The organism is Halocynthiibacter sp. SDUM655004 (assembly GCF_026015885.1).
Taxonomy (GTDB): domain Bacteria; phylum Pseudomonadota; class Alphaproteobacteria; order Rhodobacterales; family Rhodobacteraceae; genus Falsihalocynthiibacter; species Falsihalocynthiibacter halioticoli.
The window spans coordinates 1,480,478-1,493,317 of record NZ_JAPDUG010000001.1 but is presented as its reverse complement, the minus strand read 5'-3'; the positions used below and the strand labels follow the sequence as shown (position 1 = coordinate 1,493,317).

At 53.7% G+C, this 12,840-nt stretch carries 12 protein-coding genes; 4 read left to right on the top strand and 8 right to left on the bottom strand.

Features of this window, described 5'->3' with window-relative positions:
• The 4 genes from pstA to N9C89_RS07295 form a co-directional block, all read right to left on the bottom strand.
• Positions 1-1,329, bottom strand: coding sequence for a phosphate ABC transporter permease PstA (gene pstA, locus N9C89_RS07310; RefSeq protein ID WP_263953172.1), 1,329 nt, complete (start codon positions 1,327-1,329; stop codon positions 1-3).
• Positions 1,326-2,774: a phosphate ABC transporter permease subunit PstC gene (gene pstC, locus N9C89_RS07305; protein WP_263953171.1), complete on the bottom strand. Its 1,449-nt coding sequence runs from the start codon at positions 2,772-2,774 to the stop codon at positions 1,326-1,328. The genes pstA and pstC overlap by 4 nt, the downstream gene beginning before the upstream one ends.
• A gap of 69 nt (positions 2,775-2,843) precedes the next feature.
• A complete protein-coding gene (locus tag N9C89_RS07300; protein WP_263953170.1) occupies positions 2,844-3,875 on the bottom strand; it encodes a substrate-binding domain-containing protein in 1,032 nt (343 codons plus the stop codon).
• A gap of 131 nt (positions 3,876-4,006) precedes the next feature.
• Positions 4,007-5,044: an ATP-binding protein gene (locus N9C89_RS07295; protein WP_263953169.1), complete on the bottom strand. Its 1,038-nt coding sequence runs from the start codon at positions 5,042-5,044 to the stop codon at positions 4,007-4,009.
• Positions 5,045-5,244: 200 nt separating this feature from the next.
• Here N9C89_RS07295 and N9C89_RS07290 point away from each other — a divergent pair, with 200 nt between their 5' ends.
• Positions 5,245-5,628: a hypothetical protein gene (locus tag N9C89_RS07290; protein ID WP_263953168.1), complete on the top strand. Its 384-nt coding sequence runs from the start codon at positions 5,245-5,247 to the stop codon at positions 5,626-5,628.
• Between the two features lie 18 nt (positions 5,629-5,646).
• On the opposite strand, the gene N9C89_RS07285 is transcribed toward N9C89_RS07290, so the two are convergent.
• The 3 genes from N9C89_RS07285 to N9C89_RS07275 are packed head-to-tail and all read right to left on the bottom strand — an operon-like array spanning position 5,647 to position 7,720.
• On the bottom strand, positions 5,647-6,174 hold the full coding sequence (locus N9C89_RS07285; protein ID WP_263953167.1) for a gamma carbonic anhydrase family protein: 528 nt from the start codon (positions 6,172-6,174) through the stop codon (positions 5,647-5,649).
• Positions 6,171-6,827 (bottom strand): guanylate kinase, encoded by a 657-nt coding sequence (gene gmk / locus N9C89_RS07280; RefSeq protein ID WP_263953166.1) that lies wholly within the window; start codon positions 6,825-6,827, stop codon positions 6,171-6,173. The genes N9C89_RS07285 and gmk overlap by 4 nt, the downstream gene beginning before the upstream one ends.
• A 2-nt stretch (positions 6,828-6,829) precedes the next feature.
• On the bottom strand, positions 6,830-7,720 hold the full coding sequence (locus N9C89_RS07275) for a YicC/YloC family endoribonuclease (protein WP_263953165.1): 891 nt from the start codon (positions 7,718-7,720) through the stop codon (positions 6,830-6,832).
• A 212-nt stretch (positions 7,721-7,932) separates the two neighbouring features.
• Between N9C89_RS07275 and N9C89_RS07270 the strand changes: the two genes are divergently transcribed.
• Positions 7,933-8,706 carry a PAS domain-containing protein gene (locus N9C89_RS07270; protein ID WP_263953164.1) on the top strand — a complete coding sequence of 258 codons (774 nt, stop codon included), beginning with the start codon at positions 7,933-7,935 and terminating at the stop codon, positions 8,704-8,706.
• A 77-nt stretch (positions 8,707-8,783) separates the two neighbouring features.
• On the opposite strand, the gene N9C89_RS07265 is transcribed toward N9C89_RS07270, so the two are convergent.
• Positions 8,784-10,154 (bottom strand): class II 3-deoxy-7-phosphoheptulonate synthase, encoded by a 1,371-nt coding sequence (locus N9C89_RS07265; RefSeq protein ID WP_263953163.1) that lies wholly within the window; start codon positions 10,152-10,154, stop codon positions 8,784-8,786.
• 180 nt (positions 10,155-10,334) lie between these two features.
• Between N9C89_RS07265 and N9C89_RS07260 the strand changes: the two genes are divergently transcribed.
• The gene (locus tag N9C89_RS07260) at positions 10,335-11,360 is read left to right on the top strand and encodes a GlxA family transcriptional regulator (protein WP_263953162.1); all 1,026 of its coding nucleotides are present in this window, start codon (positions 10,335-10,337) and stop codon (positions 11,358-11,360) included.
• 219 nt (positions 11,361-11,579) lie between these two features.
• Positions 11,580-12,764, top strand: a complete 1,185-nt coding sequence (locus tag N9C89_RS07255) for an ABC transporter substrate-binding protein (protein WP_263953161.1) — start codon at positions 11,580-11,582, stop codon at positions 12,762-12,764.
• The last annotated feature ends 76 nt before the right edge of the window (positions 12,765-12,840 follow it).

The window sequence follows — 12,840 nt, the reverse complement described above, 5'->3', positions numbered from 1 at the left end:
TTACCAGCGGCGTTCAAAGCGGCGACGCAGCATGACGGCGATCGCATTCATTACAATGAGGAACAGCAGGAGAATGATAATCGCTCCCGAAGCCCGTTCGACGAAGGCCGGATCGGCCCGTTGGGTCCAGTTATAAATCTGAACAGGAAGTGCGGTTGCCGGATCAAACAGCCCCTCGGGCGGCCCAGCAGGATACTCGCGTACAAATGCAACCATCCCGATCAGCAAAAGCGGCGCGGTTTCGCCAAGGGCTTGAGCAAGGCCAATGATGGTTCCGGTCAGAATGCCCGGCGCGGCGAGTGGCAGGACATGGTGGAACACGGCCTGCATTTTGCTTGCGCCAACGCCGAGGGCCGCATCGCGGATGCTGGGCGGTACGGATTTGAGACTGGCGCGCGTGGCGATGATAATCGTCGGCAGAGTCATGAGCGTCAGCACAAGCCCCCCAACGATGGGCGCGGATTGCGGTAAGCCCGCGAAATTGATGAAGATCGCAAGACCAAGAATACCGAACACAATCGAAGGTACCGCGGCAAGGTTGCTGATATTAACCTCGATCAGGTCGGTCCAGCGGTTGGTTGGTGCGAATTCCTCAAGATAAATACTCGCTGTAACGCCAATCGGCAGTGCCAGCAAAAGAACAACACCCATCATGTAAAGGCTTCCGAGGATCGCCACACCAAGGCCTGCGGCCTCTGGGCGTTGGTCGGAGGCGTCAGGCGCGGTTAGGAATCCGAGGTTAAAGCGTGTTTCCAACGAGCCAGCGTCTTCGAGCGCCAGAGCGGCATTCAGCTGAGCAGGAGAGACGTTTTTATCAAGTTCGGCACTCGCAAAATCTACGCGGCCTTTGAAGAAGCCGTCAATCCGACCGTTCGCCAATACCTCGAAGGGGATTGTCTGGCCGATAAGGTTCGGGTTGGCCAAAACATGATTGCGCAACTGTGCGGCGGCTTCTTTGGAGATCATATTGCCGACCTCCTTTTTCTCGATATCGGTCACACCGAGTTCGTCGAGCTTTGCCATCAACCCGTCACGCAAGAGCGGCGCGTAAGTTACTGTGGTGGCCTTTTTCATGACCTCCGGATCGCGAACGCCAGATTTATCTAGCTTGCTTTCGGGCAACGTGACGTCGATCTGGATGAACGTTTGTTTGAAAGCAGAGGCACCGTTATTTAAGATCGAGCCAACCAGCAGGACCAGAGCCAGAAGCCCCGCAAAAATCGCGGCGAGCCCATAGGCGCGGAAACGTTTCTCTGCGGCGTTGCGTTTGAGTGTGCGCGCGTCGGCAACCATGATTGAGGTTGACGCGGCAGTCGATGGGGCGGTCATTCGTATTGCTCCCGGTATTTGCGCACGATGTAAAGCGCGAGCACATTGAGGCATAGGGTAAAGGCAAAGAGCGTGAGGCCGAGCGCAAAAGCGACGAGCGTTTCGGGGCTGGCGAAATCAGTGTCGCCGGTAAGTTGGCTCACAATTTTCACGGTGACGGTTGTCATGGCTTCAAACGGATTGAGCGAGAGTTTGGCGGCGGCCCCTGCCCCCATGACCACGATCATGGTTTCGCCGATGGCACGGCTTGCCGCAAGGAGCACGGCGCCAACGATACCAGGCAGAGCAGCAGGCAAAACAACCTGTTTGATGGTTTCGGATTGAGTGGCCCCAAGGCCAAGCGACGCGTCGCGCATGGTTTGGGGAACGGCGTTGAGAATGTCATCCGAGAGCGAACTTACGAAAGGAATGAGCATGATGCCCATCACAATCCCCGCTGTCATAACCGAGCTGGCGCTTTCGCCAAACCCGAGCGGCTGCGCAAAATAGTCACGTAGGAGTGGGCCGACTGTTACCAGTGCGAACAGGCCATAAACGATGGTCGGGATACCAGCGAGCACTTCGATCATCGGCTTGGCCACAGCGCGCAGCTTTGGACCGGCATACTCAGACATATAGATCGCGGCAAAGAGACCAATCGGCACAGCGAAAATCAACGCGATGAAGCTGATGTAAAGCGTACCCCACAGAAGCGGCAGAATGCCAAGGTCGCTGCCTCCGCGGAAGTTTGGCGCCCAATTGGTGCCAAAGAAGAATTGAAGTGCTGGGTATTGGGCAAAGAAATTGCGGCTTTCGAAAAGCATGGAGGCGACAATGCCGATCGTTGTAAACACAGCAATCGAAGCCGATAGGATCAGCAGCCCTTTAACGACGCGTTCAACCGTATTGCGGGCGCGAAATTCCTTGTCTGTTACGCGGAGCGCGAGAAGCAACGCAAAGACGCTTGCAGCAAGAACAGCGACACCACGCCAGAAGCGGCTTTTTTCAGCCTTGGCACGATAGCTCTCGGCAGCGTCCATTGTGGCGGTGTCTGGTGCGGAGCCGAGCGCGATGCCAACTGCGCCGAGTTGCTTGGCAATTTCCTCTGGGGTGCCTTCGAAATTATAGGATGCGTCTTTGGATATCCGACCTTGAGCCACCGCCTGATCAAGCCCATTGGCGATGCGCTTAACGTCGTTGAGCGCGAGGTCGGCGCTTGTCTCGGAAGTCGGCAAGAGGCTCGCAACCGAGGAATTGATCATCGCGGGGCTTAGAACAGACCATAGAGCCAGAACGATCACCGCCGGCAGCAAAGCCGCTGTTGAAACAAACGCGCCATAGTGTTTCGGCAAGGAATGCAGAACCCTTATGTCTCCGCCTCCTGAAGCGATGGCCCGCGTGCGACCAGCAAAAAAACCGACCAGTGACAAGCCGAGAACCGCGATGAAAATCCAGAGAACGGACATTGGGAACCTTTGAGATAAAGAGATGATGCCGCGCCCATCCGAGGCGCGACATCAGTGTTTGAAGTGGGATTACATGCCCAATGTGTTTTGCGAGGCAACAAGCTCTTGAGTTGCTTCAAGCTCTGGGTCAGCCACAAGGCCGTACTCGGCAAGTGGGCCATCAGGGCCAGCGATCTCTTCGGATACGAAGAACTCAGCATATTCCTGAAGACCAGGGATTACGCCGATGTGCGCTTTTTTCACGTAGAAGAACAATGGGCGCGATACAGGGTATTCGCCGGAGGCAATGCTCTCTGTGGATGGTGTTACGCCAGACATTGTCGCGACTTGCAGCTTGTCTGTGTTGTTCTCGTAGAACGCCAGACCAAACACGCCGATACCGTCTTTGTTGCTTTCGATGCGAGCGAGTGTCTCTGTGTAGTCGCCATCGATGTCTACCGAAACGCCGTCTGTGCGCAGTGCGATACAGGCTTTCTCAGCGGCTTTTTTGTCGTCGCCATTTGCAGCCTTGAAGAGATCAAAAGCGCCAGTGGCTTCACAACCAGCGAGGATCACTTTGTCTTCGAATACTTCACGGGTTCCGTGCTTTGTGCCAGGAACGAATGCTGCGAGTGGCTGTGCTGGGAAGTTGGCGTTAACGTCGGCCCAAGTCTTGTTCGGGTTGTCAACGAGCGCACCGTCAACAGCAACTTTGTCCGATAGCGCGAGGAACCAGTCTTCTGGAGTGAATTCGAAGCTCTCGCCGTTGATGTCAGAGGCAAATACGATGCCGTCATAACCGATCTGAACTTCGATGATGTCTGTTACACCATTTTCAGCACAGGCTTTGATTTCGCTGTCTTTGATTTTGCGGGATGCGTTGGCAACGTCGATTGTGCCTTCGCCAAGACCTTCGCAGAATTTCTTAAGACCAGCAGAAGAACCGCCGGATTCAACAACCGGTGTCGGGAAGTCAAAGTTCTCGCCAAAAGCTTCAGCTACGATAGCAGCGTACGGAAGAACGGTGGAAGAACCTGCAACCTGTACTTGATCGCGGGCAGAAGCAGCAGTTGCAGCAACTGTCATGGCAAGTGCGGAAACACTCAGTTTAGCAAAAGACATATGAACTCCTAATGTCATTAATGGATCCAAGAGCGGACCCTCGACGCGAGGTCTAGGCTTCGTCGGCTATGCTTTTGTGACAGTCATGTAACAGGTTTATGACAATGCTGGATTTTGTTGGAAAAAAGGCGTCAAACCGGCAAATAAACCGAGAAACAAGAGCCTTTACCCAGTTCAGAGGTGATTTTTAGGCGTCCGCGATGGCGATTTATGATGTGTTTTACAATTGCGAGGCCCAGTCCAGTACCGCCCAATTCGCGGGAACGATGACCGTCAATTCTGTAAAATCTTTCTGTCAGACGCGGAATATGCAGCGGATCTATCCCCTCGCCCGCGTCTCGCACATCAATGCGGACCGCAGGGCCACGCAATGGCATGTCTTTCTCGATCTGTGTCATGTCAATCCAGATATCGCCACCACTGCTGCCGTATTTGATGGCGTTTTCGATCAGGTTCAAAAACACTTGCTGCAATTGATCCCAATCGCCAGGCACACGCAGATCGTCAACTGGCGGTGTGAAATGAACACTGACTTTGCTTGTTTCAATTGTTGGACGCAGTGTCCGCAGGCATGTGTTGAGTAACCCGACGATATTTTGTTTGTCGTTCGGGCGCATCCGCTCTTCGCTTTCAACGCGAGAGAGCGACAACAAATCCTCGACCAACCGGTTCATACGGGTGGCTTCATGCTCCATTATACTTAGAAAACGGTCCCGCGCTTCCGAATCGTCCTTGGCTGGACCGCGCAGTGTTTCAATAAAACCGAGTACTGCAGTAAGCGGCGTACGCAACTCATGCGACACATTTGCAACAAAGTCGCGACGCATCTGCCCTGCTTCCTCAAACACACTGATGTCTTGGAAACTTATCAGAATGCCTTTACCTTCCCTTACGTCAACTTGTGTACAGGTGGCTTCATAGCGGGTGGTATGAGTTGAGCGCATTTTCTCGAAGACCGGCTTTCGCGTGACTCCGTCCGTCATGCATTTGGCGACTGAATCCAGCAGAACTGGTTGACGTAAAACGGTAATATAATGCCGCCCCTCGCCCGCTTTGCCGAAAATTTCGCATGCAGCGTCATTCATGGAAATGATGGTTTCCGATGGATCGATCAGCATTGATGCGAGTGGAAATGCGGAAATAAGATTATCAAAGTGGCGGTCGGTCATGTAGAGAATCCTGTGCCTAAAATCGCTCGAAACATGCTGAATTCGAAACAGATTGTAAATCACGCCGTTGTTACAAAGCGATTTACCACCGACGCTCTTCGCCCTATAGTTTAATTGTAAGTGATAAATACCGCAGTTTCAGTCGCTTAGAATTGCGCGTGTTTTGGATAATAAAGCGAAGACCATGGACAGTTCTGGTTGTGAGTAAACAAGAAAAAATCGGTGTGAACCCGAGCCGCGAACCTTTAACTCTGATTGTTGGAGATGCCGCAGCATGGTTATCAGCGGGTCGGAGCCTTCCGGACGACAAAGGGCTCCACTACACGAGCTATGAAGACCTAAGCAAAGATCTTCTAGATGATATTAATCCTGACATCGTTTTGGCACCGCTCCTCGGCCAAGGTTTCGATGCGATGGACCTTGCAATCCAGCTTGATATCTTCGGCTATAAAGGAAGATTTCGTGCGCTAAGCCCAGACCTTCCGAACCCGAAATTGATACTCAAAGAGGTTAAATCTTTGTGTCCTAAGATCGATTTTGATCTGTTTATCGTTGATGATAGCGCAGATAGGCGTATGAATTAATATATATAATTCAAATATTTATTCGTCTATCTTATTCAAGCCTTCGCGAAAGCGACGCATATTGGCTTGATAACCAAGTGCACTTTTTCGGTTGGCCTCTATCGCGGCCTCATCCAGATCACGAACCACTTTCCCTGGCATGCCCATGACCAGCGATCCGTCTGGAATGACCTTGCCTTCGGTGATTAACGCCCCTGCCCCGATCAGACAATTTTTGCCGATCTTTGCGCCGTTTAAAACTATTGCGCCCATGCCGACGAGTGTGTTTTCCCCGATTTCGCAGCCATGCAGCATAACTTTGTGCCCGATGGTGCATCCGGCTCCAACGGTAAGTGGAAACCCCATATCTGTGTGCAGCACGCAGTTTTCCTGAACGTTGCTTCCGGCACCAATGGCAATTTGCTCGTTGTCACCGCGCAGAGTTGAACCGAACCAGACGGAGGCATCCTCTGCAATTACTATGTCGCCGATCACGTTGGCATCGGGTGCTACCCATCCATTTTTGTACACAACCGGACGGCGAGTTCCTAAAGCATAGAGAGTCATTTCATTGCCTCGAATTCTGCGTTGAGTCCACGAACTAAATCGTTCAATCCGGTTTGGCGGCTACGGCGAAGGCGTTCTGCCATCACAATGGCTTTTACCTCTGCCTCGGCCTGATCAACATCTTCGTTTACGAGCACAAAATCATATTCGGCCCAATGGCTGATCTCGTCACGGCTCCGAGACATGCGCCCTTCGATAATTTCGTCACTGTCTTGATTGCGGCCACGAAGCCTGCGCTCCAGCTCTGCAATTGATGGTGGCAATACGAAGACCGAAACTACATCATCACCTTGCATGGAATTGCGGATTTGTTGCCCGCCCTGCCAATCAATATCGAACAGCACATCATGGCCAGCATCGAGCGCTTCGACGACCTTTTTCTTGGGCGAGCCATAGAAATTCCCAAAAACTTCGGCGTGTTCGAGCATCTCGTCGTTCTCGACCATTTCCTGAAATTCTTCACGTGTATGGAAATAGTATTCGCGACCGTGCTCTTCACCTTCTCGCGGTTTGCGGGTTGTTGCGGAGACTGAAAACTGGATGCTTGGGTCCCATGCCATCAACCGCTTTGCCAAGGTTGATTTTCCTGCGCCTGAGGGTGAGGACAAGATGATCAGGATCCCACGGCGGGATTGTTTGGACAGTTCGGCCATGACTACTCCACGTTTTGCACTTGCTCGCGCATCTGATCGATCACAGCCTTCAGGTCAAGCCCGATCCGCGTCAATTCTGAAAACTGCGACTTGGAGCACAGTGTATTGGCCTCGCGGTTAAATTCCTGTGTCAGGAAATCCATCTTGCGGCCAATCGGCTTGGACTGGGCCAGAAGGTCGCGGGCGGCTGAAATATGCGCGTGCAGTCGGTCAATCTCTTCGGTGACATCGGCTTTCACCGCCAGCAAGGCGAGTTCCTGCGCCACGCGATCCGCAGAGGCGCCATCGGTATTGTCCATCACGCGCGCTAGATTTGTTTTGAGCGTCTCGGCGACATGCGGTTTGCGGGCCTCGGCGGCTTTTGCGGCGGCATCCGTAAGGGTTTCGATCTCGTCAATCTGAGCGGAAAGAACCGCCTCAAGTGATGCGCCCTCTTTTGCGCGCATCTGTGCAAACTGCTCTAGGACACCGTCAAAATTGGTTAACAAAGCGGCTTTAAGGGCCGTGATATCATCCGGTTCTTGCGAGGTTTTCTGAACACCTCGGATGCCAAGAATCTCGGCCGCTGATGTCGGTGTTAAGGTTAACGAATGTGCTGCCGCGCGGCTCTCTATCTCGTTTAACGCGGCAAGAACGCCATCAAGTGCAGCACCGTCAAGGGCGAGTTGTCCTTCCTCTTCGCGACGTCCGATTTTCAAGCTGATCTGGAGGCTTCCGCGGGCAAAGGATTTGTTGGTTTTGGTCTTAATTTCTTGCTCTAACCCAGTAATCCAATCCGGCACACGGAGGCGCACATCCAGCCCCCTCGCATTGACGCCGCGCATGTCCCAAACCCACTCGTGCTGCCCATGCTCACCCGTAAGGGTTGCAAAGCCTGTCATCGAATTAACCATATTGCCTGAAATCTCCCCCAAACGATCCTGACCGGCCTATACTCATGCCAGTATTTTGGTTTGTTTTGTTGTTCTGCCGGAAGGTTAACAGAGCCCATGGTGCGGAACAACAATCCCCAGAGGCCAATTTCTGTTCCGTCGTGAATGTCAGGACAGTCGCGGTGCAAATACTGGGGAGTTTTGGTACGAGTGTTAAGTAAAAGGACGATCTTATGTCTTTTGGTTCAAATGAAAATTCGGATGGCCGCGATCATCGCAATCCTGCGGAAAATGTTGTTCGCTTTACCGATCTGCGCAGGCGCATGACAGACCCCGTGATCACCGAAGTGCGCGCCTATTGGGAGGGGCTGAGACAGGGGCAAACCGTTCCGCGTCGAAGTGATGTGGATCCGCGCGGCATTCAGAATGCATTGGAATACGCATTTATTCTTGAACGGATCGCGCCGCGAGTTGCGCGGATACGAGTTGCGGGTTCACATCTGACTGATCTTTTGGGCATGGAAGTCCGTGGCATGCCCTTCACGTCTTTTTTCACGCCGTCTGCCCGCGCCGAAATGGCCTGCGCGTTGGAAGATGTGTTTGAAGGGCCGCGCATCGTCGAGCTAACGGCTTCGGCGGAGCGTGGCATTGGTCGGCCACCACTCACTGCGCGGATTGTTCTCTTGCCGTTGAAGTCTGATCTTGGTGATGTGAGCCGCGCGATGGGGGTGTTGGTGACCCGCGGCAAAATTGGCCGCACACCGCGACGGTTTGAAATAGACGCGGTTGAGACACATGTCATTGATGGCTCTCTATCAACGGCGCAATCGGATGCGGGTTATCGTGCGGGGCGAGATGTTTTTGAACCCAAACCAGAACCAGAGCGCCCAGTTGCCTTTTCCGAACCGTCAGTTCCGTTTGAGCGCAGCCACACATCATCTGTCTCCGGCACGTCTAATAAACGTCGGCGCAAACCATTTTTGCGGCTGCTCACGTTCAACGATTAGCATCGCTCAACAGCGCAAGAAAAAACCCCCGCAAACATCGTTTTACGGGGGCCATTTATTTGTGAAGATCGTTGGGCTTAGCCGTTGGCGGCTTCGGCAACTTTGGCGCCGCGCTTTTGAAGCTCTTCGGCCACGAGGAACGCCAACTCAAGCGATTGGCTTGCATTGAGGCGCGGGTCGCAGGCTGTGTGGTAGCGATCCGAGAGGTCTTCTTCGGTCACGGCACGCACACCACCGGTGCATTCGGTTACGTCTTGGCCGGTCATCTCGAAATGCACGCCGCCAGGAACTGTGCCCTCTGCGTTGTGGATATCAAAGAACTCGTGAACCTCACGCAGCACGCTATCAAACGGACGAGTTTTGTAACCAGTCGAAGATTTGATCGTATTGCCATGCATCGGGTCACAGGACCAAAGAACGTTTGCGCCCTCTTCCTGAACTGTCTTGATGAGACGCGGCAGGTGATCACCGACCGAGCCGGCCCCGAAACGCGCGATCAGAGTCAGGCGACCCTCTTCGTTTTCCGGGTTCAACTTGTTCATCAGAATCTTAAGGTCTTCGGCGGTGGTTGTAGGACCACATTTCAGACCGATTGGGTTCTGAACACCACGACAGAATTCAACATGTGCGCCGTCTGGCTGGCGGGTACGGTCACCAATCCAGATCATGTGGCCGGAACCTGCAACAGGCAGACCGGAAGTGGAATCGATGCGGCACAGTGCCTCTTCGTATTCCAGCAGAAGACCTTCGTGCGAGGTGTAGAAGTCTACCGATTGCAGCGTGTGCGCAGTGTCCTGCGTGACGCCTGCGGCCTTCATGAAATCGAGCGTATCGGTGATGCGCTTGGCCATGTCACGGTATTTCGCAGCATTGTCGGCCTCTGTGAAACCGAGTGTCCAAGCGTGAACCTGATGAACATCCGCATAACCACCCTGCGAGAAGGCCCGCACAAGGTTGAGGGTCGCGGCGGCCTGCGTGTATGCCTGAAGCATCTTCTTCGGATCAGGGATACGCGCTTCGGGTGTGAAGGCAAGCTCGTTGATGATGTCACCGCGGAAGCTTGGCAGTTCTACACCATCCACTGTCTCGGTTGGAGCCGAACGTGGTTTGGCGAATTGGCCAGCCATACGGCCAACCTTCACCACAGGCACCTTGGCGCCGTATGTGAGAACCATTGCCATCTGCAACATCACTTTGAATGTGTCGCGGATACCGTCAGCAGAGAATTGCTCGAAGCTCTCGGCGCAATCCCCACCTTGAAGAAGAAACGCCTCGCCACGGCTCGCTGCTGCGAGCTTGGTTTTGAGATTGCGCACTTCGCCCGCAAAGACGAGCGGCGGATATTTCGCCAGCTGAGCCTCCACGGCCTCCAGCGCGGCCTGATCCGTATACTCGGGCATCTGGATCCGCGGTTTTGCACGCCAACCAGATTTTTGCCAATTCGTCATCGTCTTTGCTCCAAAATTAGAATGAGGTGCATTTATGGCGACAGGAATCAGAATTGCCAACAGATGAAATGCGCATTTTCCTCTGGATTCTGCCAAATTCTGTTTTTCTCGCATCAATTTGTCTTGCAAGGCCCCGCCAAAATTGGTTCCGTTGCAAATGATCTGAATTTGGGAGACAAAATGGATCCGAGTCGCCCCCAAGAAGCGCCTGTTCCCCACCTCAATGTGCGCAAGCGGTTTGTCTTTGTTCTGTTGAGTAATTTCACCATGCTCGGTTTTGCCAGCGCGGTCGAAGCTCTAAGGATCGCCAACAGAAACGCCCAACACGATATTTATAGCTGGACACTGCTGAGTGAAGATGGCGCGCCGGTGACGTGTTCGGCGGGGGTCGAGTATAATGTAGATGGGCCATTGGCCGAACTGCAGCGGGACGATACCGTTATTTTGTGCGGCGGTTTAAACATCGCCGAGGCCACCACGCCGAAACTGCTCTCTTGGATACGCCGCGAAAGTCGTCGTGGGCTGTCTATTGTTGGCCTGTGCACGTCGGCGCATGTTTTGGCCAAGGCAGGGTTGCTTAACGGGCGTCGCGCCACCATCCATTGGGAAAATCAGGACGGTTTCCTTGAGGATTTCCCCGACGTGCATATGGCGCGGTCGGTTTTTGTGATTGATGGAAAGTTCGCAACAACAGCGGGTGGAACCAGTTCAATTGATCTGATGCTCAAGCTCATTGCCGAAGATCAAGGCGAAGACCTCGCCAATTCAGTTGCGGACCAACTGATCTATACATCGATCCGCACAGATCAGGACCGCCAACGCCTATCAACGCCGACGCGCATTGGGGTGCGTCATCCGAAGCTTGCGACTGTAATCCAGACTATGGAGAACAACCTTGAAGACCCGATCAGCCCGTCTGTTCTGGCCGAGCAGGTTGGGATGAGTACGCGGCAGCTTGAACGCTTGTTCCGCCGGTATCTAAATCGTTCGCCGAAACGCTATTATATGGAGATCCGCCTCCAGAAGGCGCGCAACTTGCTGATCCAGACGGACATGAGCGTGATCAACGTTGCTCTTGCGAGCGGGTTCACCTCCCCCAGTCACTTCTCGAAATGCTACCGAGCGCAATATGACACGACGCCCTATCGCGAACGCGGAACCAAGGCCACGCCGCGTGCCGAGAAGGAGCCGAGTCAGCATTCATGAATTTAGAAGATTATGAGGGGAATGGAGCATGGCTTTAATTGCCCCTGCGTAACTTGAGGGCTTCGGCGCATTAACCGCAAGAAATCAACGAAGCAAGGGTAATAATCTTCTGTTTTGGGTCGAAAATTGGGAAATCCCCCCTTTCCAATCGGAAAATCCAAGAATAACCTCACCGCATCAATCAGAGGGAAAAGCTCTGATACAACTTGGGAGAACAAGATGAAAAAATTACTGATGGCAACCGCGGCAACCGCACTTTTTGCCAGCGCTGCGTCTGCGGAGGAAATCAAACTCGGCGTACTGCTCGGCTTCACCGGACCTGCGGAATCGCTTGCACCTGACATGAGCGAAGGCATCAAGCTCGCCGTGTCCGAAGTTAGCGACAGCGGTAAATTCCTTGATGGCACAACAGTTTCCACCGTTGTTGGCGACTCCACTTGCGTTGACGCTGCCGCTGCTGTTGCAGCTGGCGAACGTCAAGTTACATCCGACAAAGTTGTTGGCATCATCGGCGCGCTCTGCTCCGGTGCAACTGGCGCTGTGTTCCAAAGTGTAGCCCTTCCAAACGGCATCGTGATGATCTCGCCTTCCGCGACTTCTCCGGGCCTCACAACAATGGAAGACGACGGCCTGTTTTTCCGTGCTTCCCCGTCTGACGCCCGTCAGGGTCAGATCATGACAGAAGTGATCATGGAACGCGGCCTCAAAGAAGTCGCCGTGACCTATACAAACAACGACTATGGTAAAGGTCTTGCCGATGCATTTGCATCTGCCTTCACCGAAGCTGGCGGAACAGTCACTGTTTCGGTTGCTCACGAAGACGGCAAAGCAGACTACTCCGCCGAAGTTGGCGCGATGGCCTCTGCTGGTGGTGAAGCGCTCGTTGTTGTTGGATACCTTGACCAAGGTGGCCCAGGCATCATCCGTGCTGCCCTAGATACAGGTGCGTTTGATCTGTTCGTTCTGCCGGATGCGATGGTTGGTGACTCGATCTCTGACAAATTCGGCGACGAAATCGAAGGATCGTTCGGTCAGGTTCCAGGCACAGACAGCCCAGGTACAGGCATGCTTGCTGAGCTTGGCGCAGCAGCCGGTTACACGGGTGACGCACCATACGCACCAGAAAGCTACGATGCTGCGGCTCTGATGCTTCTGGCGATGCAGTCGGCTGGCTCCACAGATTCCAGCGTCTACAAAGACCACGTGATGAAAGTGGCCAACGCACCGGGCGAGCAAATCTTCCCGGGTGAGCTGGAAAAAGCGCTTGAGATCCTCGCAGAAGGTGGCGAGATCGATTATGTGGGCGGTTCCGCAGTTGAGCTCATCGAGCCCGGTGAGAGCGCTGGTAACTACCGCGAAATCGAAATCAAAGGTGGCGTATTTGAAACGGTGAAATACCGCTAATCCGCCTAACGTGACTGAGAGCAGCCCGATCACCGTCGGGCTGCTTTTCTGTATACAGACGCCGCGTGCCGATTGG

Excerpts from the sequence above, each read along its gene's own strand:
- N9C89_RS07285 (WP_263953167.1), bottom strand. The coding sequence starts at position 6,174 with ATGACTCTCTATGCTTTAGGAACTCGCCGTCCGGTTGTGTACAAAAAT.
- N9C89_RS07300 (WP_263953170.1), bottom strand. The coding sequence starts at position 3,875 with ATGTCTTTTGCTAAACTGAGTGTTTCCGCACTTGCCATGACAGTTGCT.
- N9C89_RS07295 (WP_263953169.1), bottom strand. The coding sequence starts at position 5,044 with ATGACCGACCGCCACTTTGATAATCTTATTTCCGCATTTCCACTCGCA.
- pstC (WP_263953171.1), bottom strand. The coding sequence starts at position 2,774 with ATGTCCGTTCTCTGGATTTTCATCGCGGTTCTCGGCTTGTCACTGGTC.
- N9C89_RS07255 (WP_263953161.1), top strand. The coding sequence starts at position 11,580 with ATGAAAAAATTACTGATGGCAACCGCGGCAACCGCACTTTTTGCCAGC.
- pstA (WP_263953172.1), bottom strand. The coding sequence starts at position 1,329 with ATGACCGCCCCATCGACTGCCGCGTCAACCTCAATCATGGTTGCCGAC.
- N9C89_RS07265 (WP_263953163.1), bottom strand. The coding sequence starts at position 10,154 with ATGACGAATTGGCAAAAATCTGGTTGGCGTGCAAAACCGCGGATCCAG.
- N9C89_RS07275 (WP_263953165.1), bottom strand. The coding sequence starts at position 7,720 with ATGGTTAATTCGATGACAGGCTTTGCAACCCTTACGGGTGAGCATGGG.
- gmk (WP_263953166.1), bottom strand. The coding sequence starts at position 6,827 with ATGGCCGAACTGTCCAAACAATCCCGCCGTGGGATCCTGATCATCTTG.
- N9C89_RS07260 (WP_263953162.1), top strand. The coding sequence starts at position 10,335 with ATGGATCCGAGTCGCCCCCAAGAAGCGCCTGTTCCCCACCTCAATGTG.
- N9C89_RS07270 (WP_263953164.1), top strand. The coding sequence starts at position 7,933 with ATGTCTTTTGGTTCAAATGAAAATTCGGATGGCCGCGATCATCGCAAT.